The organism is Actinomadura verrucosospora (assembly GCF_039540335.1).
GTDB classification, from domain to species: Bacteria; Actinomycetota; Actinomycetes; order Streptosporangiales; family Streptosporangiaceae; genus Spirillospora; species Spirillospora verrucosospora.
In genome coordinates, this window is record NZ_BAABEV010000010.1 from 63,593 (window position 1) to 81,553 (window position 17,961).

The 17,961-nt window shown below is 74.7% G+C and carries 19 protein-coding genes; 10 read left to right on the forward strand and 9 right to left on the reverse strand.

The genetic code is table 11. The annotated features are described in order from the left end of the window. Positions 1–94 precede the first annotated feature (94 nt). Together ABD944_RS13975 and ABD944_RS13980 are read left to right on the forward strand one after the other, a co-directional pair. Positions 95–1,402 (forward strand): acyltransferase family protein, encoded by a 1,308-nt coding sequence (locus tag ABD944_RS13975; protein ID WP_345176098.1) that lies wholly within the window; start codon positions 95–97, stop codon positions 1,400–1,402. 84 nt (positions 1,403–1,486) lie between these two features. Beyond that, entirely contained in the window at positions 1,487–2,683 is a 1,197-nt protein-coding gene (locus tag ABD944_RS13980; protein ID WP_345176100.1) for a PucR-like N-terminal domain-containing protein, read from the forward strand. 7 nt (positions 2,684–2,690) lie between these two features. Here ABD944_RS13980 and ligA read toward each other — a convergent pair whose 3' ends face one another. The 3 genes from ligA to ABD944_RS13995 are packed head-to-tail and all read right to left on the reverse strand — an operon-like array spanning position 2,691 to position 6,649. Beyond that, the gene (ligA, locus tag ABD944_RS13985; RefSeq protein ID WP_345176102.1) at positions 2,691–4,760 is read right to left on the reverse strand and encodes an NAD-dependent DNA ligase LigA; all 2,070 of its coding nucleotides are present in this window, start codon (positions 4,758–4,760) and stop codon (positions 2,691–2,693) included. 39 nt (positions 4,761–4,799) lie between these two features. After that, positions 4,800–5,699, reverse strand: a complete 900-nt coding sequence (locus tag ABD944_RS13990; RefSeq protein ID WP_345176105.1) for an alpha/beta hydrolase — start codon at positions 5,697–5,699, stop codon at positions 4,800–4,802. Between the two features lie 11 nt (positions 5,700–5,710). Further along, positions 5,711–6,649 carry a DMT family transporter gene (locus tag ABD944_RS13995; RefSeq protein ID WP_345176109.1) on the reverse strand — a complete coding sequence of 313 codons (939 nt, stop codon included), beginning with the start codon at positions 6,647–6,649 and terminating at the stop codon, positions 5,711–5,713. A 136-nt stretch (positions 6,650–6,785) separates the two neighbouring features. On the opposite strand from ABD944_RS13995, the gene pfkB reads away from it, so the two are divergent. The 7 genes from pfkB to ABD944_RS14030 all read left to right on the forward strand — a co-directional run bounded on the left by pfkB (position 6,786) and on the right by ABD944_RS14030 (position 11,967). After that, the gene (gene pfkB, locus ABD944_RS14000; protein ID WP_345176111.1) at positions 6,786–7,724 is read left to right on the forward strand and encodes a 1-phosphofructokinase; all 939 of its coding nucleotides are present in this window, start codon (positions 6,786–6,788) and stop codon (positions 7,722–7,724) included. Between the two features lie 45 nt (positions 7,725–7,769). Further along, a complete protein-coding gene (mtlA, locus tag ABD944_RS14005) occupies positions 7,770–8,978 on the forward strand; it encodes a mannitol-specific PTS transporter subunit IIC (protein WP_345176114.1) in 1,209 nt (402 codons plus the stop codon). A 17-nt stretch (positions 8,979–8,995) separates the two neighbouring features. Further along, the gene (locus ABD944_RS14010; protein ID WP_345176116.1) at positions 8,996–9,295 is read left to right on the forward strand and encodes a PTS lactose transporter subunit IIB; all 300 of its coding nucleotides are present in this window, start codon (positions 8,996–8,998) and stop codon (positions 9,293–9,295) included. Then, positions 9,279–9,767, forward strand: coding sequence for a PTS mannitol transporter subunit IIA (locus tag ABD944_RS14015; protein ID WP_345176120.1), 489 nt, complete (start codon positions 9,279–9,281; stop codon positions 9,765–9,767). Before ABD944_RS14010 ends, ABD944_RS14015 begins: the two co-directional genes overlap by 17 nt. After that, positions 9,764–10,804: a zinc-dependent dehydrogenase gene (locus tag ABD944_RS14020; RefSeq protein ID WP_345176123.1), complete on the forward strand. Its 1,041-nt coding sequence runs from the start codon at positions 9,764–9,766 to the stop codon at positions 10,802–10,804. Before ABD944_RS14015 ends, ABD944_RS14020 begins: the two co-directional genes overlap by 4 nt. A 9-nt stretch (positions 10,805–10,813) precedes the next feature. After that, positions 10,814–11,092, forward strand: a complete 279-nt coding sequence (locus tag ABD944_RS14025) for an HPr family phosphocarrier protein (protein ID WP_345176127.1) — start codon at positions 10,814–10,816, stop codon at positions 11,090–11,092. 113 nt (positions 11,093–11,205) lie between these two features. Then, positions 11,206–11,967: a DeoR/GlpR family DNA-binding transcription regulator gene (locus tag ABD944_RS14030; RefSeq protein ID WP_345176129.1), complete on the forward strand. Its 762-nt coding sequence runs from the start codon at positions 11,206–11,208 to the stop codon at positions 11,965–11,967. A 39-nt stretch (positions 11,968–12,006) separates the two neighbouring features. On the opposite strand, the gene ABD944_RS14035 is transcribed toward ABD944_RS14030, so the two are convergent. The 5 genes from ABD944_RS14035 to ABD944_RS14055 are packed head-to-tail and all read right to left on the reverse strand — an operon-like array spanning position 12,007 to position 16,789. After that, the gene (locus ABD944_RS14035; protein WP_345176131.1) at positions 12,007–13,320 is read right to left on the reverse strand and encodes an ABC transporter substrate-binding protein; all 1,314 of its coding nucleotides are present in this window, start codon (positions 13,318–13,320) and stop codon (positions 12,007–12,009) included. Next, positions 13,238–14,428 (reverse strand): branched-chain amino acid ABC transporter permease, encoded by a 1,191-nt coding sequence (locus ABD944_RS14040; RefSeq protein ID WP_345176134.1) that lies wholly within the window; start codon positions 14,426–14,428, stop codon positions 13,238–13,240. Before ABD944_RS14040 ends, ABD944_RS14035 begins: the two co-directional genes overlap by 83 nt. 3 nt (positions 14,429–14,431) lie before the next feature. Then, positions 14,432–15,310, reverse strand: a complete 879-nt coding sequence (locus ABD944_RS14045) for a branched-chain amino acid ABC transporter permease (RefSeq protein WP_345176136.1) — start codon at positions 15,308–15,310, stop codon at positions 14,432–14,434. Next, positions 15,310–16,017, reverse strand: a complete 708-nt coding sequence (locus ABD944_RS14050; RefSeq protein WP_345176140.1) for an ABC transporter ATP-binding protein — start codon at positions 16,015–16,017, stop codon at positions 15,310–15,312. The genes ABD944_RS14045 and ABD944_RS14050 overlap by 1 nt, the downstream gene beginning before the upstream one ends. Continuing rightward, entirely contained in the window at positions 16,010–16,789 is a 780-nt protein-coding gene (locus ABD944_RS14055) for an ABC transporter ATP-binding protein (RefSeq protein WP_345176143.1), read from the reverse strand. Before ABD944_RS14055 ends, ABD944_RS14050 begins: the two co-directional genes overlap by 8 nt. A gap of 236 nt (positions 16,790–17,025) precedes the next feature. Here ABD944_RS14055 and ABD944_RS14060 point away from each other — a divergent pair, with 236 nt between their 5' ends. Next, positions 17,026–17,628 carry a TetR/AcrR family transcriptional regulator gene (locus ABD944_RS14060; RefSeq protein WP_345176146.1) on the forward strand — a complete coding sequence of 201 codons (603 nt, stop codon included), beginning with the start codon at positions 17,026–17,028 and terminating at the stop codon, positions 17,626–17,628. A gap of 18 nt (positions 17,629–17,646) precedes the next feature. Here ABD944_RS14060 and ABD944_RS42420 read toward each other — a convergent pair whose 3' ends face one another. Beyond that, the gene (locus ABD944_RS42420) at positions 17,647–17,925 is read right to left on the reverse strand and encodes an AMP-binding enzyme (RefSeq protein WP_378188710.1); all 279 of its coding nucleotides are present in this window, start codon (positions 17,923–17,925) and stop codon (positions 17,647–17,649) included. Between the last annotated feature and the right edge of the window lie 36 nt (positions 17,926–17,961).

The following is a 17,961-nucleotide window of genomic DNA, read 5'->3' on the forward strand; positions in this document are numbered from 1 at the left end:
CCCGTGACACAGCGTCAGCCGACGGATGCCCGATTAAGAGAAATCTCATTTGCCCGTTAGAAACGGTAACGGTTCGGCCCCTATCGTGGCCCGGATGCCGACGAACACCCTGACTCCGCATGACACGACGATCGGCGCTCCCCCCGCGAAGGCACCGCGCATGGGCTGGCTGGACGCGCTGCGCGGCCTCGCGGCCCTGGTGGTGGTGTTCGAGCACTCCCTGGACGTGCTCCTGCCCGAGGTCCGCCGGGCGACCGGCCCGTGGTTCGACTTCGGCCGGTACGGGGTCTTCGTGTTCTTCCTCGTCAGCGGCTACGTGGTGCCGTTCTCCCTGGAGCGGCGCGGCAGCGTCCGGCAGTTCTGGACCGGACGGCTCTTCCGCCTGTACCCGGCGTGGGGCGTGTCGGTGGTGCTGGCCCTGCTGCTCAGCGCGGCCGGCCTCTCCTACGGCCTGCCCGCGGCGATCGGCGACCGGCCCTGGGCGTCCGCGCTGGCGCACCTGACGATGCTGCAGGACCTCCTGGGCGTCCCGAACGTCGTCAACGTCTTCTGGACGCTGTCCTACGAGATGGTCTTCTACCTCCTCGTGACGGCGATGTTCGTCGCCGGCGTGCACCGCGCCAGCGCCCGGGTCGCCCTCGGCTTCGGCGTGGGCGCGGCCATCCTCGGCGTCGCGCTGCCGTCCGGGCTGCTGGCCTCCCGGTGGCCGGGCGGGACGGTCCTCGCCGCCGCGCTGATGCTCGCCGGCGGCCTGGCCGCCATGGTCAGCCGGCACCGCGGGCTGCGGCGGGCGGGCGTCGCGGTGGTGGCCGCGCTGGCCCTCGTCCTGCTCGTGCTGAACAGCCGCATCGGCGCCATCGAGAGCCTGTGCATCATCGCCACCATGTTCGCCGGGACCGCGATCCGCGGCATCCAGGACGGGCGGCTCCGGCTCGGGCCCGCCGCGGCGATGGTGGCGATCGTCCCAGCCCTGACGCTGGCGGCGGGCATGCGCACGCCGACCAGCTGGGCGCTGCACGCCAACCCGAACCCCCTCGGCCCGGACTGGTCCATCGCCGTGGGCGCCGCGTGGCTGACGTTCCTGGCCGGGCTCGCCCTGCGGAACCGCTCCATGCCGCGCGTGCTCGTGTGGCTGGGGCTGGTCAGCTACTCGGTCTACCTGCTGCACCCGCTGGTCATCCAGGCGGTCTGGCACGCCGCCGGACGCGACACCTGGGGGCTGTCGGCACCGGTCCGGGCGGTCTGGGGCGTGGTGCTGCTGGCGACCGTCCTCACCTCGGCGGCGCTGGCGCACCGCTACGTCGAGCGGCCCGCGCAGAACCTCGGCCGCCGCCTGACGGCACGGCGACGCTCCCCCGTGGCGCCCGCCGCCGCCTCCGCACCGCAGCCCGCCCACCCCTGACCGTCCCCTCCGGCGGGTGATGACAGCGTTCGCTTTCTTGCCTAGGGTGATTCGCCCGAGCCCACCCCGCCGATCGGACAACGGATGACCGAAGGGCCGATGCCCGCCGAGCTGCCCGACGTGCTGCGGCAGCATCTCCAGGCAGCCGTGGACGAGATGGAGCGGGAGATCCGCGACCAGGTCCCCGAGTACGCGGGCGCCGACGGCGGCGAGTACGCCCGGAAGGTCGAGCGGACGGTCAGCGACACCGTCGCGTTCTTCGTGGACTCCGTCGACCATCCCACCGCGGACGCACGCAAGATCACCGAGCTGTACATGCGGCTCGGCGAGGAGGAGGCGCGGCAGGGCAGGAGCCTGGCCGCGCTGCAGAACGCGATGCGGGTGAGCAGCCAGGTCGCCTGCCGCCGGTTCATCAAGGACGCCTACCGGCTCGGCTGGTCGCGCGAGACGCTCGGCCGGCTCACGGACTCGCTGTTCATGCTGCTGGCGCGGGCCGCGGACGCCGCCGCGCAGGGCTACGCCCGCGCGCAGGGCCAGCTGGCGACCGAGCGGGAGCGCCGCCGCGACCGGCTCCGCGACCTGCTGGTCGCCGAGCCCCCGCCCGGGCACGAGACGATCGCCGAGCTGGCGGTCGCGGCCCGCTGGGAGCTGCCGAAGAGCATCGCGCTGGTGGCGCTGCCGGCGGGCGCGCCCGCCGGCGCCCGGATCCTGCCGCCCGCGGTGCTGGCCGACTGGGAGGCGCCCGTCCCCTTCCTCGTGGTGCCCGACCCGGAGGGCCCCGGCCAGGACCGGCTGTGGCCGGCGCTGCGCAGGCTCGGCACCTCGGCGCTCGGCCCGACCGTCCCGATCGGGCAGGGCGCGCTCTCGCTGCGCTGGGCCCGGCACGCCCTGACCCTGGCGGAACGGGGGCTGCTGCCGGACGAGGGCCCCGTCCGGTGCGTCGACCACATCGCGTCGCTGGCCACGCTCGCGGCGGACGAACTGGTCGGCGCGACCGCCGAAGCCGCCCTCGGGCCGCTGCTGGAGCTGCCTCCGCCGCGCCGGCAGCCGCTCGCCGAGACCCTGCTGACCTACCTGCAGTGCGGCGACAACGCGGTGACCGCCGCGGAGCGGCTGCACATCCACGAGCAGACCGTCCGGTACCGGCTGCGGCGCATCACCGAGCTGACCGGCGGCCGCTTCACCGAGCCGGACGGACGGCTCGACCTCATGCTGATGCTGAGCTGGCTGGTGCGGACGGGCCGCGCCGACCGGACGGGCCGGGCCGAGCCGACGGCGTAGCCGCGGCTCACAGGAACGCGGCGACGCGGGCGGCGAGCTCCTCCGGCGTGACGATCTCGATGCCGAGCCGCTCGGCCTTGGCCCTCTTCGACCCCGCCTTCTCCCCCGCGACCACCAGGGACGTGCGGGCCGACACCGACGAGGACGCCGTGCCTCCGGCGCGCTCGACCAGCTCGTTCACCTGCTCGCGCGACAGGCCGCCGAGCGGCCCGGACATCGCGCCGGTGACGACGACCGACATCCCGGCGAGGGGCAGGTCCGGAGCGCCCGCCCCGGCCTCCCGCCCGGCCGGGCCCGCGGCGCCCGGCTCGCTCATGGTGACCCCGGCGGCGGCGAGCTTGTCGATCAGCGGGGCCAGCTCGGCGATCTCGGCCACCAGGACCGCGGCGCGCTCCGGCCCGACGCCCTCGACCTCCTGGAGGGCCTCGGCGTCCGCGGCGCGGATCGCGTCCATCGTGCCGAAGTGGCGGGCGATGCGGCGCGACATCGACCGGCCGGTGCCGCGCACGCCGAGCGCGCAGAACACCTTGCTCAGCGGCTTCGCCTTCGCGCCCTCGATCGCGGCGAGAAGGGCCGTGGTGCTGGTCTCGCCCATCCGCTCCAGGGCGATGACCTGGTCGTAGGTGAGGGTGAACAGGTCGGCGAAGTCGGTGATCAGCCCCTCGCGGATGAGCTGGTCGATGCGGCCCTCGCCGAGGCCCTCGATGTCGAACTGGTCGCGGGCCACCGCGTAGCGGACCGACACGACGGCGTGGCAGGCGCGGCCCCGCACGCACCGCCAGCGCTGCTGGGAGGCGTCGATCCCGTCGCCGCAGCGCGGGCAGGCCGCGGGGATCTCGACGGGCCGCTCCCGCCCGGTGCGCAGGTGGACGACGGGGGCCTCCACGCGCGGGATGACGTCGCCCGCCTTGTAGACGGTGACGTGATCGCCGATCATCAGTCCGCGCCGCTCGATGTCGGCGGCGTTGTGCAGGGTCGCGTAGGTGACGGTGGAGCCGTCCACCTCGACGGGCTCCAGGACGGCGCGGGGCGCGATGACCCCGGTGCGGCCGACGTTCCACTCCACGTCCAGCAGCCGGGTGATCTTCTCGACCGCGGGAAGCTTGTAGGCGATCGCCCAGCGCGGGGCGCGCGAGGACAGGCCGGCGTCGGCCTGGTCGGCCGCCGCGTCCGCCTTGACCACGATGCCGTCGATGCCGAAGTCGAGCTCGGCGCGCAGCGCGGCGATCTCCTCGATCCGCTCCAGCACCCGCTCGATCGACGTCGCGGTGATCCCCGGGGCGGACGTCGCGGCCGTGGTGTTCGCGCCGAGGCCGGCGACCAGCTCCATGACCCGGCTGTGCGGCAGGTCGCGCAGGCGCGCGGCCGTCTCGCCGTCGGTGCCGTCCGCCGGCAGCGCGCCGTAGGCGAAGAAGGTCATCTCGACCTCGTAGGGGTGGTCCCTGGTGCGCAGGGTTCCGGCGGCGGCGCTGCGCGGGTTGGCGAACGTCGTTCCCACGGCGGCGGTGCGGGCGGCGTTGGCGGCCTCGAACTGGGCCCGCGTCATCAGCACCTCGCCGCGCAGCTCGACGGTGAGCGGCCGCGCGAGGCGCCCCGGCAGGCCGAGGATCATGCCGGTGCAGTGGGAGACGTCGTCGCCCGCGGCGCCGTCGCCCCGCGTCACCAGCCGGACGAGCCGCCCGTCGCGGTACCGGGCGGAGATCGCCATGCCGTCCAGCTTCGGCTCGACGCTCCACGCCGCGACCTCGCGGCCGAGCCTGCGGGCCAGGCGCGCCGCCCACGTCCGCAGGCCCTCTTCGGAGAACACGTTGTCCAGGCTCAGCATCGGGACGGTGTGCGGGACGTCGCCGACCACCGCTCCCCCGGCGACCTTGCCCGTCGGGGACTCGGGCAGCACCTCGTCCGGATGCTCGGCCTCGTAGGCGGCGATGCCGCGCACCAGCCGGTCGAAGGCGTCGTCGTCGAGCGGCGAGTCGCCCTCGCCGTAGTAGGCGGCGGAGGCGGCGACGGCGGTCTGGACGGCGGCGGCGTAGGCCGCCCGGTCACCGATCTCGGTGCGGGCCGGGGTGTCGCTCATGACGCCATCATGCCCGGTCCCCCCGAGATCTCCAGGCGGTCAGCGGGGGCTCAGACGGTGCCCGAGAAACGCCAGTTCGCGGCGGAGCTGCCGACGCCAGAAGGCCGCGTCGTGGCATCCGCCCTCCAGCCCGCCCTCGGGGCGGACCCGGTCGCGGAAATCGCGCACCCGGTCGGCGAACGGGTCGCTGGTCCCGCAGTCGACGCGCAGCGGGACGCCCTTCAGCTCTTCGAGCGCGGCGAAGACGTCGTGGCGCTGGTAGTCCGCCGCGCCGTCGAACGAGCGGCGGTTCGTGGCGACCGCGTCCTCGTAGGAGGCGAACAGGGCCGGGGACGAGGCGACCACGGCGGCCGTGCGGCCGCGGCCGAGGCGGCGGGCCAGCACGAGGGCTCCGTAGCCGCCCATCGACCAGCCGATGGCGCCCACGCGGTCGGTGCGGGCGCCGCGGTCCCGCAGCCGCGGCAGCAGCTCGTCCACGATCATGCCGAGGGGGTCGTCGCCGGAGGCGCGCGGATGCCAGTAGGTGTCCCGGCCGCCGTCCACGCTCACGAGGGTGAACGGGGGGACGCCGCCGTTGGCGACCGCGTCGGGCAGGTAGTGGTCCAGGGCCAGGTTCCGCACGAGGGAGGAGCCGTCCTCGCCGGTGCCGTGCAGGGCGACGACCACCGGCAGGCCGCGCGGCGACCGGTTCGCGGCGGGCGGGACGACGGTCGCGGTGACGGTCGTGCGGCGGTGCGCGGAACGCCAGGTCATCGTCTCGGCCCGGACGGACGCGGGGGGCGGCGCCGGCACGTCCCCGCACCTGCCGAGCGCGCGGTCCAGCCGGACCTTGCCGGGCAGGGCCCCGCTCTCCACCAGCGCGTAGCCGGCGCCGCCCGTGGCCGCGGCGGCGCCGAGGCCGCCGAGCCCGCCGAGGACGAGGGCGCGTCGGGTGATCAAAGAGGGTCCTTTCAGGAGGCTCCGGGCACCGTATCGCCCTCGCGGGACGCGTGCGCCGACCGCGACAGCAGCGCGACTCCCCCGGTGAGCAGGAGCACGCTGAACGACAGGGCCGTGAGCGCCGCGGCCGTCCGGGGCGGCAGCGTCTGGAAGGCGAAGGCGGCCACGAGGTAGGACGCGATGGGGTTCGTCATCGTCATCGCGGTCATGGCGGCGGGCAGCGATCCGGCCGCGAACGCCCGCTGCTCGATGACCAGGCCGAGCAGCGTGCTGCCGGCCAGCGCGTAGCCGGGCCAGTCCACCGCGGTGGCCGCGACCCCGCGGTCGACCAGGTCGGCGGTGGTGAGTTTGATCAGCACGGCGGTCGCCGCGAAGCACAGGCCGGCGCAGACGCCGAGCAGCGCGGCCCGCACCGGCCCCCTGCGCAGCCATGCCGCCCGCGACAGGACGAGGATGACCGGCGCGGCGACGAGCCCGGCGAGCAGGATCCGCGGCCGGGACGGCTCGCCCTGGGGCGGGATCGCGCCCGGGACCGTGAACAGGACGGCGAGGCCCGCGGTGACGGCGATGCCTCCGAACAGGTCGAGCCGCGCGGGCCGGCGTCCCGTGCCGATCGTGCCGAGCACGATCGTGAAGACCAGCTGGGTGACCAGCAGCGGCTGGACGACGGCCGTCGAGCCGAAGTGCAGGGCGACGGCCTGCGCGCAGAACCCGCCGAGGTTGACCCCCCACCCGGTGAGCCACACGGGGTCGCGGACCAGCCGGCGGATCAGCCCGTGGGCGGCGGACGCGTCCGAGACGCCGTGCACGGCACGCCGCGCGGCCCGGTACTGCAGGGCCGCCGCCGCGGCGAACAGGAACGCCGCGAGCAGGCTGAAGCAGACCGACCAGGCCATCAGCCCGTCCCGCTCCGGCTCACAGTGCCCCTCCCGCCTCGCGCATCCCGCCACAGATCATCCTTCCCGCCGCCGGCCGGGACGACCACGGGGGCCCGTCCGCTCTTGACCTGGACGCAAAACGGATCTAAAACAAGAGAAACAAACTCAAACGGAAGGGAAGCCACATGGAGCCGGGAGCGGTCGGCGCATGATCGTGACGGTGACGCTCAACCCGAGCCTCGACCGCACGATCGAGGTGGACGTGCTGACCCGCGGCGCGGTCATCAGGGCCAGGTCCGCGCGGCTGGACCCGGGCGGCAAGGGCGTCAACGTGTCCCGGGCGCTGCTGGCCAACGACGTCGCGTCCGCCGCCGTGGTCGCGGTGGGCGGCGCCGACGGCGACCAGCTGCGCCGGCTGCTGGAGACCGAGGGCCTGCGCGTGCACGCCGTCCGCGCCCGGGGGCGGACCCGGTCCAACGTCACGATCGTCGAGCCCGGCGGCGTCGTCACCAAGCTGAACGAGCCCGGCGGCCCGCTGTCGCCCGGGGAGCTGGACGAGGTCGGCGCCGCGGTGGCCGCCGCGGCCGGCTCCGCCCGCTGGGTGGTCGGCTGCGGCAGCCTGCCGCCCGGCGTCCCTGACGGCACCTACGCGCGGATGTGCCGCCGGTTCTCGGCGGGCGGCGTCCGCGTCGCGGTCGACACCAGCGGCCCGGCGCTGCGCGCCGCCGTCGCCGCCGCGCCCGACCTCGTCAAACCGAACCGGGAGGAGCTCGCGGAGGCCGCGGGCGGCCCGGTCGACACCGTGGCCGACGCGGTCGAGGCGGCCGGGCGGCTGCGGGCGTGGGGGGCCCGCGCCGTCCTGGTCAGCCTGGGCGCGCAGGGCGCGGTGCTCGTCGACGACGACGGCGTCCTCACCGGCGAGGCGCCCGTCGCCCACCCGCGCAGCACCGTCGGGGCCGGCGACGCCCTGCTCGCCGGGTTCCTCGCCGCGGGCGCCCGCGGGCCCCGCGCGCTCGCCGAGGGCCTCGCCTGGGGCGCGGCGGCCGTGCGGCTGCCCGCCAGCCGGATGCCCGGCTCCGCCGACGTGCGGCGCGACATCGTCCGCATCCACCCGCACCCCGACCTCGCCCGCCCCCTCCTCGCCTGACCCCGCGAAACACCCACCCCCACCCCCGAACGACAGGAGGCCGAGATGGCCACCGCCTACACCCCGGAGCCCGCCGGGCGCGGGATCCGCGCGAACGTCCAGCGGCTCGGCGGCCGGATGGCCGCGATGGTGATGCCGAACATCGGCGCGTTCATCGCCTGGGGCCTGATCACCGCCCTGTTCATCCCGACCGGCTGGCTGCCGAACAAGGAGCTCGGCGAGCTGGTCGACCCGATGATCAAGTTTCTGCTGCCGCTGCTGATCGGCTACACCGGCGGCCGGATGGTGCACGGCCAGCGCGGCGCCGTCGTCGGCGCGGTCGCCACCGTGGGCATCGTCGTCGGCGCCGAGGTGCCGATGTTCCTCGGCGCGATGATCACCGGCCCGCTCGCCGCGTACCTGCTGCGGCTGTTCGACGGCCTCGTGCGGGACCGCGTCCGGACCGGGTTCGAGATGCTGGTCGACAACTTCTCCGCCGGGATCGTCGGCGCCGCGATGGCCGTCGCGGGCAACCGGCTCATCGGCCCGGTCATGAACACCTTCACCGAATGGGCCGGGGACGGCGTGGGGTGGCTGGTCGACCACGACCTGCTGCCGCTCACGTCCCTGCTCATCGAACCGGCGAAGGTGCTGTTCCTCAACAACGCCGTCAACCACGGGGTGCTCGGTCCGCTCGGCGTCCAGCAGGCCGCCGAGCACGGCAGGTCCGTGCTGTTCATGCTGGAGTCCAATCCGGGGCCGGGCCTCGGCGTCCTGCTCGCCTACTGGTTCTTCGGGCCGCGGCGGCTGCGCCCGAGCGTCCCGGCGGCCGCCGTCATCCACTTCTTCGGCGGCATCCACGAGATCTACTTCCCCTACGTCCTGATGAAGCCGCGGATGATCCTCGCCGCGATGGCGGGCGGCGTGACCGGAGTGGCGATCTTCGTGGCCACGGGCGCCGGGCTCGTGGCGACCCCCTCGCCCGGCAGCATCTTCGCCTACCTGGCGCAGACGCCCCGCGGCGCCGGCAACTGGATCGGCGTCTACTCCGGCCTGATCGCCTCCGCGGCCGTCTCCTTCGGCGTCGGCGCCGCGCTGCTCGGCTTCGGCAGGCTGGCCGAGTCCGACCCCGAGGGCGGGGACGCGGCCGGGGAGGCGGACGGCGCCACCGAAGCGGGCGCCGCCGAGGAGACCACCACCGAGCCGAGCACCGCCGGGCAGGCGCCCCCGAAGGAGCCCGCCGACGGCGCCGCCCGGGAAACGACCGCCCACTGACGGAAGGCGCACCAACGATGAACGGCAAGGACATCCGCAAACTCGTCATCGCCTGCGACGCGGGCATGGGCAGCAGCGTCATGCTCGCCGGGCAGCTCCGCAAGGCGCTGCGCAAGCAGGACGTCGCGGTCGAGCACACGCCCGTCGACGCGATCCCCGGCGACGCCGACGTGGTCGTCTGCCACACCGGGCTCGCGGCCCGCGCCCGGCGCGGCGCCGGCGGCGCACCGGTGATCCCGTTCGAGGTCTACCTCGGCGACCCGGCCGTCGACCGGCTGGTCAAGGCGATCAAGGACGGCGGTGAGGTCGGTGCCTGACGGCGCCGCCGGCCTGCTGGCCCCGGACGCGATCCGGCTGGACGCGCGGGCCCGCGACCGCGACGACGCCGTCCGGGTCTGCGGGCGGGTGCTCGTGGACGCGGGCGCCGTCGAGCCCGGCTACATCGACGCGATGCTGGAGCGGGAACGCTCCATCTCCACCTACCTCGGCGAGGGCGTGGCGATCCCGCACGGCACTTCCGGGGGCCGCGGCCTCATCCGCCGCGACGCCCTCGCCGTCGTCCGCTTCCCCGACGGGACGGACTGGAACGGCGAGACCGTCACCGTCTGCGTCGCGATCGCGGCGCGCGGCGACGGCCACATGGAGATCCTCGCCGAGCTGGCCCAGGTCCTCATGGACCCGGGCCGGGCCCGCGCGCTGCGCGAGGCCACCGCCGCCGAGCAGGTCCTCGCCCTGCTCGCCCCGCCGGCCGAGGACGAGCAACCGACACGACAGGAACACATCGCATGAAGGTCGCCCGCTTCTACGCCCCCGCCGACATCCGCCTGGAGGACGCCCCCGAACCCGAGCCCGGCCCGGGCGAGCTGAAGATCCGCGTCCGCGGCTGCTCGACCTGCGGCACCGACGTCAAGATCTCCCGGTTCGGGCACCACCACATCGTCCCGCCGCGGGTGATGGGCCACGAGATCGCCGGCGAGGTCGTGGAGGCCGGGGCCGGCGCCGGGGACTGGGCCCCGGGCGACCGCGTGCAGGTGATCGCGGCGATCCCGTGCGGGCGGTGCGCCGAGTGCCGCCGCGGCCGGATGACGGTCTGCGCCGCGCAGGAGTCGATGGGATACCACTACGACGGCGGGTTCGCCGAGTACACGATCGTCCCGGCGAAGGTGCTCGCGGTCGGCGGGGTGAACCGGATCCCCGACGGCGTCTCGTTCGCCGAGGCGTCGGTGGCCGAACCGCTCGCCTGCGTGCTGAACGGCCAGGAGCTCGCCCGGGTCGGCGAGGGCGACGACGTCGTGGTGTTCGGGTCGGGCCCGGTCGGCTGCCTGCACGTGCGGGTCGCGCGGGCCCGCGGCGCCGCCCGCGTGTTCCTCGTGGAGGTCAACGCCGAGCGGCTGCACCGGGCCGCCGCGCTCGTCAAGCCGGACGCCGCGCTCGACGCGGGCGCGGGCGACGTCGTCGAGGAGATCCTCGAACGCACCGGCGGGCGCGGCGCCGACGTGGCGATCACCGCCGCCGCGTCGGCCGCCGCGCAGGGCCTGGCGCAGCGGCTCGTCGCGCCCGGCGGCCGGGTCAGCCTGTTCGGCGGCCTGCCCAAGGACGACCCGGTCGTCCCCGTCGACGCGAACCGCGTCCACTACCGGGAGCTGTCCCTGGTCGGCGCGAACGGGTCGAGCCCCGCGCACAACGCCCGCGCGCTGCAGATGATCGGGTCCGGACGGGTCCCCGTCGAGGACCTCATCACCCACCGGCTCCCGCTGGACGCCCTGCACGACGCCCTCGACCTGGTCACCCGGGGCGCCGCGATCAAAGTCACCATCGAACCCTGAGGAGACGCCATGCCCGAACGGAGCGTCGTCGTCGCCGCGGCGCAGGGGCTGCACGCCCGCCCGGCGCAGTTGTTCGTCCAGGCGGCGGCGCGGCAGCCGGTGCCGGTGTCCATCCGGGTCGGGGACGGCGCGCCCGTCCCCGCGAGCAGCATCCTCGGCGTGCTGTCGCTCGGCGCGCGGCACGGTACGGAGGTGACGCTGTCCGCCGAGGGGGACGGGGCCGGGGGCGCGCTGGAGGAGCTCGCCGGCCTGCTCGCCCGCGACCTGGACGCCGAGCAGCCCGCCTGACCGGTCCCGCGGCCCCGGCGCGGCGGACCGGCGGGATCGGCACGGCTCGGCACGGCGGACTCGGCACAATGGGGACGCACCGCGACGCAGACGGAACGGGTGGGACGACGGTCATGTACGCCGAGGAACGGCAGCAGGCGATCCTTGCGCTGGCGCGCTCGAAGGGCCGGGTGGACGTGGTCGCGCTCGCCGAGGAGTTCTCGGTCACGACCGAGACGATCCGCCGCGACCTGACGGTGCTGGAGCGGGCCGGGACGGTCCGGCGCGTGCACGGCGGCGCGATGCCCGTCGAGCGGCTCGGTTTCGAGCCGGAGCTGGCGGCGCGGGACGCGGTGATGACGGAGGAGAAGCAGCGCATCGCCAAGGCGGCGCTGGAGGAGCTGCCCGCCGACGGGTCGGTCATCGTGGACGCCGGGACGACCACCGCGCGGTTCGTCCAGCTGCTGCCGACCGACCGCGAGCTGACCGTGATCGTGAACTCGCCGCCGCACGCGGCGGTGCTGGCGACCCGCCCGAACCTCACCGTGATCATCCTCGGCGGGCGGGTGCGCGGCCGCACGCTCGCCACGGTGGACGACTGGGTGCTGCGCCCGCTCGCCGACCTGTGGGTGGACGTGGCGTTCATGGCCACCAACGGCTGCTCGGTCGAGCGCGGGCTGACCACCTCCGACCAGGCCGAGGCCGCGGTGAAGCGGGCGATGATCGCCTCGTCCCGGCGGCGGGTGCTGCTCGCCGACCGCACCAAGATCGGGCACGACCACCTCGTGCGGTTCGGCGGCCTCTCCGACATCGACGTGCTGATCACCGACACCGGGCTGGACACCGACCTCGCCGCCGACCTCGCGGCCGCGGGCCCGGAGGTCGTCCGGGCCTGACGCCGCCCCGCGCCGCGACGCGCGGGGCGGCGGGGCCGGTCAGCCCGCGGCGGGGATGCCGTTGGCGGGCGCCTGCGGCTGCGGGGTCGTGTAGGGCTGGATCGGCCCGTCGCCGTCGTCGGTGGTCAGCGGCTGCCCCTGGGGCACGACGTTCTGCCCCTTGACCGTGCCGATGACCGCCCCGGTGTACCCGGCGTGCGAGTCCGCGCCGTAGGCGAACGGGACGACGCCCGGCCCGGTAAAGCGCGACTTCTCCAGCGCCTCCACGACGCCCTTGCGGGTCGGGTTCTTCCCGGCCGCCTGGAGCGCCTGCACGAAGGTGTAGGCGACCGACATCCCGTAGACGATGTTGCCGTTGAACGGCAGCTTCGGGATGTACCGGTCGTGGATCTTCTTGAACAGCGCCGTCCAGCTGTTGGAGGCGTCGCCCGGCGCGGCGAGGTAGCCGTCGGTCACCATGCCCTGGATGAGCGGGCTGCCCTCGACCTCGCTGCCGCCCTTCTTGGCGAAGCTCTCCAGCAGCCCCGTGAGGGTGATCGGGTCGGATCCGACGTTGCTGACGACGAACGTCGGCTTGTAGTTCAGCTTCAGCGCGGCGAGCCGGAACAGCGCCGTGTAGGTGGGGATGCTGAACAGCACGACGACGTCGGCCTTGGACTGCGCGATCGCCTGCGCCTGCGCGCCGATGTCGGTGCTGCCCGGCTGGTAGGACTGCCGGGACACGACCTGGTCCTTGGGGATGTACTTGTCGAGGCCCTTCACCCCGTCCTGCCCGAAGTCGTCGTTCTGGAAGAAGTAGGCGACCTTCTTGCCCGCGTAGGCCTTCTTGACGTGGTCGCCGAGGATCTTGCCTTCGCGGATGTAGTCGACCTGCCAGCCGAACGTCTGCGGGTGCTTGTCCGGCTGGTCCCAGCAGCCGCATCCGGACGCGACGAACAGGTCGGGGACGCGCTGGGCGTTCAGGTAGTCGACCACCTTGGAGTGCGTGGGCGTGCCGAGCCCGTTGAAGATCGCGAAGACCCTGTCCTGCAGGACGAGCTTCTGCGTCACGCTCACGGTCTGCGTCGGGTTGTAGGCGTCGTCCGCGTACTTGTAGACGATCTTGCGTCCGTGCACGCCGCCGTTCGCGTTCACGTAGTCGAAGAACGCCTTGGACGCCGCGGAGTTGGCGCTGTAGCCGGGCGCGGCCGGCCCGGTCAGCGGCTGGTGGCTGCCGATCGTGACGGTGGTGGCGGTCACTCCGGGCGCCGCCGACCCGCCGCCCCCTCCGTCACCGCCGCAGCCGCTCGCCGCGACCGCCAGCGTCGCCGCGGTCGTCAGGGCGAGCGCCCGCATCGTCCGGGGTCGCTTCATCTGCTCCTCCTGGGTGCGTTGTGGTGGGCCCCGATGTGTCGCTCGGCGCCGGACCGCGCGGCCCGGGAGCCCGGCCGCGCGTCCCGCGCACCCGGCGCCGGACGGCGCCGCCGATGCCGCGCAGCCCTCCCTGGACGCCGCGCGGGAAGGCCAGCGTCACCGCGATGAGGACGAGGCCGTACACGGCGAGGGGCAGGTTCGACGCGATGTTGTGCGAGAGGCCGGACGAGGACGACAGGTCCGCCGCCCAGGTCGGCACGTAGACCAGGATCAGCGCGCCCCACACCGCGCCCGGCAGGCTGCCGAGCCCGCCGATGACGATCGCGGCGATGAGCTGGAGGGACAGCGTGAGCGGGAACGCGCCCGGCGCGGCCAGCGTGGCGACCACGGCGAGCAGCCCGCCGGCGAGCCCGGCGCAGGCCGCCGAGACGACGGTGGCGGCGATCCGCAGCCGGGCGACCCGGACGCCGCTCAGCGCGGCGGCGATCTCGTCGTCGCGGCTGGCGCGCAGCGTCCGCCCGAACCGGCCGCGGGTCAGGTTGGCGAGCAGGAACAGGGTGACGACGGCGCCGAGGCAGCAGATCCACGCCTGCCAGCGCTCCAGCGGGAACGTCTCGCCGAGCGCGGCGGGCGGGACCGGCGGGACGATCGTCAGCCCGTTCTGGCCGCCGAGCGCTCCGGTGAGGGGCTCGTAGTTGGCGAGGCCGGGCAGCCCGACGGCGAAGGCGAGGGTGGCGCCGGCCAGGTAGGGGCCGTGCAGCCGGGCGGCGACGGCGCCGACCGCCGCCCCCGCGAGGGCGGTGGCCCCGGCCGCCGCCGGCAGGACCGCCGCGAGCGGCCAGCCCCAGTGCCCGATGACCAGCGCGGCCGTGTAGGCGCCGACCGCCATGAACGCGCCGTGCCCGAGGGAGATCTGCCCGCCGAGCCCGGTCAGCACCGTCAGGCCGGCGGCCGCGCAGGTGAGGTAGGCGGCCTGCGCGATCTGCAGGTCCCGGTAGGGGGCGGCGGCCGTGGTCAGGACGTACAGGGCGGCGAGCGCGAGGGCGGCGCCGGCCGCGTGCCGGGTCAGGGTGGAGCGGCTCAGGGCGCTTCGCACGGAGGCGGCCACGGGTCACACCCTCCGTCCGGGGCTCGTCGCGAACAGGCCGTTCGGTCTGATCATCAGGACGGTGATGAGGGCGGCGAGCGCCCCGAGGGCGACCAGCTCCGAGCCGAGGTAGCCGGACACGTAGCTGAGGGCGCAGCCGAGCAGCAGCCCGCCGATGACGGCGCCCGCCGGGCTGTCCAGCCCGCCGATCACGGCGGCGGTGAACCCGAAGACCAGCATCGCGTCGAACTGGGCGGGCCCGACGAACACCGACGGGGCGATCAGCACCCCGGCGAGGGACCCGACGAGCGCGGCGAGCGCCCAGCCGAGGGTCAGCATCCGGCCGACGCGGACGCCCTGGAGCCGGGCGATCTCGGGCGCGAACGCCGAGGCGCGCAGCCGCAGCCCGAGGTCGGTGCGGACGAACAGCAGCGTCAGCAGCACCATGACCGCGGCGACGGCGCCGATGACGAACAGGTCGAACGGCGACAGCAGCAGCCGCGTCCCGCCGGCGGACAGGCCCTTGATGGTGAAGGCGGGCGGATAGGAGTGCGGGGTGTCCCCCCAGATCATGCCCGCGGCCGCCTGCAGCAGAACCAGCAGCCCGAGGGTGACGATCACCGCGTTCAGCGGCGGCTTGTCCTCGACGGGCCGCACCACGACCCGCTCGACGACCGCGCCCAGCACCAGCCCGGACGCCAGAGCGGCGCCGAGCGCGAGCCAGTAGGAGCCGCCCGCGTCGATGACGCTCCAGGCGAGGAACGTCGTGAACATCAGCATGCCGCCCTGCGCGAAGTTCACGACGCGGGTGGAGCGCCAGATCAGCACCAGAGCGAGGGCGACCGCCGCGAACACCGCCCCGGAGGTGATCCCGGCGAGGGTGAGATTGACGAAGCGCACCATCAGAACCCCAGGTAGGCGTGGCGGAGACGGTCGTCGGCGGCGATGGCGGAGGCGGGCTCGTCCGCCACGACGGAGCCGAGGTCCAGGACGACGGCGCGGTCGGCGACCGACAGCGCGCTGCGCGCGTTCTGCTCGACGAGCAGCACGGTCCGGCCGTCCTCGTCGCACAGCCGCCGCAGCACGGCCATCAGCTGGGCGACCACCCGCGGCGCGAGGCCGAGGGACGGCTCGTCCACCAGCAGCAGCCGCGGCGCGCCGGTCAGCGCCCGGGCCAGCGCGAGCATCTGCCGCTCGCCGCCGGACAGGGTGGCGGCGGCGCGGAACCGGCGCTCGGCGAGCGCCGGGAACAGCGCGTACATGTCGGCGACGCGGCGCGCGAGGGCCGCGCGGTCGCGCCGCCACAGCCCGCCGAGCCGCAGGTTGTCCTGCACGGTCAGCTCGGTGATGACGCCGCCGCTCTGCGGGACGTGCGCGACGCCGAGCCGGACGATCTCCTCGACCGCCGTCCGGGTGATGTCCGCGCCGTCGAGCTCGACGCGTCCCGAGCGGGGGCGCAGGAGGCCGGAGACGGCGCGCAGCAGCGTGGTCTTCCCCGCGCCGTTCGCACCGAGCACGGCGGTCAGCGAGCCCTCGTCCACCCTGAGGCCGACGCCGTCGAGCGCCCGCACCGCGCCGTAGGAGACCGTGAGGTCCTTCACCTCAAGCACCGCCGACCTCCTCGCCGAGGTAGGCGTCGAGGACGGCCGGGTCGTCGCGCACGCGCTCCGGCGGGCCGCTCGCGATGACCCTGCCGAAGTCCAGCACGACGACCTGGTCGCAGACGCCCATGACGAGGTCCATGTGGTGCTCGACGAGGACGACGGCGGGCCCGCCGCGCAGCCCGCGGATCAGCCCGGCCAGCTCGTCCATCTCGGTCGCGGACAGTCCGGCGGCGGGCTCGTCCAGCAGCAGCAGGTCGGGCTCGGCAACGAGCGCGCGGGCCAGCGCGACCCGCTTCTGCACGCCGTAGGGCAGTTCCCCCGGCAGCCGTGCGGCCTCGCCGGCGACGCCCAGCTCCGCGAGCCGGGCCGTGGCCCGCTCGCGCAGCGCCGCCTCGTCGCGGTCGGCGCGCGGAAGCGCGAGGAGGCCGGACCAGAACCCGGCCCTGGCGTGCGGGTCGGCGCCGACCATCACGTTCTCCAGCACGGTCAGCCCCGGGAACAGCCCGAGGCCCTGGAGGGTGCGGGCGATGCCGAGCCGCGTCAGGTCGTGCGGCCGATGCCGGCCGAGGACCCGGCCCCGCCAGCGCACCTCGCCCGCTTCCGGCCGGACGAACCCGCACACGACGTTGAAGAGGGTCGTCTTGCCCGCGCCGTTCGGGCCGATCACCCCGGTGACCCGGCCCTGGGGCGCCGTGAGCGACACCCCGTCCAATGCGACCAGTCCGGCGAAGCGGACGGTCACCGTTCGAAGTTCCAGAGTCGCGGAGGAGCCGGACATGTCGCCTCACCTCGCCGATAATTCAGCGCGAATCCCCCGAGGCCCAAATGCACATACCGACTGGTCGGATTCACCGAAGATAGAATCAGCGGGCGCTCCGGTCAACAGCCGATTCGGGCGGTCCCGGCGCACGCCGCGGCGGATCCCCGCCGGGCGGTAGGCTGATCGGCGATCTGCGGGCGGCCGCGCCGGGGCGGCACGAGACCCCGGGGCGCTCCCGGACGGAGGTGGTGTCGATGGCGCAGGCGCCCGCGGGCCGGACCGCCGGCACCCTGCCGCTGCCCGACCGGCTGCTGGCCGTGGCGACCCGGATGTTCGCCGAGAAGGGCTTCGAGAACACCTCGGTCCAGGAGATCGTGAACGCCGCCGGGGTGACCAAGGGGGCCATGTACCACTACTTCGGCTCCAAGGACGACCTGCTCTACGAGATCTACCACCGGCTCCTCGGCCTGCAGACCTCCCGGCTGGAGCAGATCGCCAGCGGTCCCGGCACGGCCGCCGAGCGGCTCCGCGCCGCCGCCGTCGACGTCCTCAACACCTCGTTCCCCTACCTGGACGACTTCACCGTCTTCTTCCGCTCGACGCACCTGCTCTCCCGCGACCGCCGGGAGGCCGTGCGGGCCGAGCGGCGCCGCTACCACGAGCGCTTCCGCGCCCTGGTCGAGGAGGGCCAGCGCGAGGGCACGTTCCGCACCGAGACGCCCGCCGACATCGCCGTCCACTTCTTCTTCGGCACCGTCCACCAGATCGGCGCCTGGTACCGCCCGGGCGGCCGCCTCAAGACGGCCGCCATCAGCGAGCACTACGTGGACCTGTTCCTGCACGGCCTGGAGAAGTAGCGGACGGCCCGCCGGCCGTCAGCGCTCCACGTGCTCGATCTCGAGCGCCGCGTCCCGGTGCCGGGCGCGCAGGGGCTTCTTGTCGAACTTCCCGACCGTGGTCTTCGGGATCTCCTCCAGGAACGTCCAGTACTCGGGGACCTGCCAGCGGGCGACCTTGTCCGCGAGGAACGACGCCAGCTCACCGGGGGTGGCGGACGCGTCCGAGCGCAGGACGACGCAGGCGAGGGGGCGCTCGTCCCAGCGGGGGTCGGGGACGCCGATGACGGCGGCCTCCGCCACGGCGGGATGGGCCATGAGGTGGTTCTCCAGCTCCACCGAGGAGATCCACTC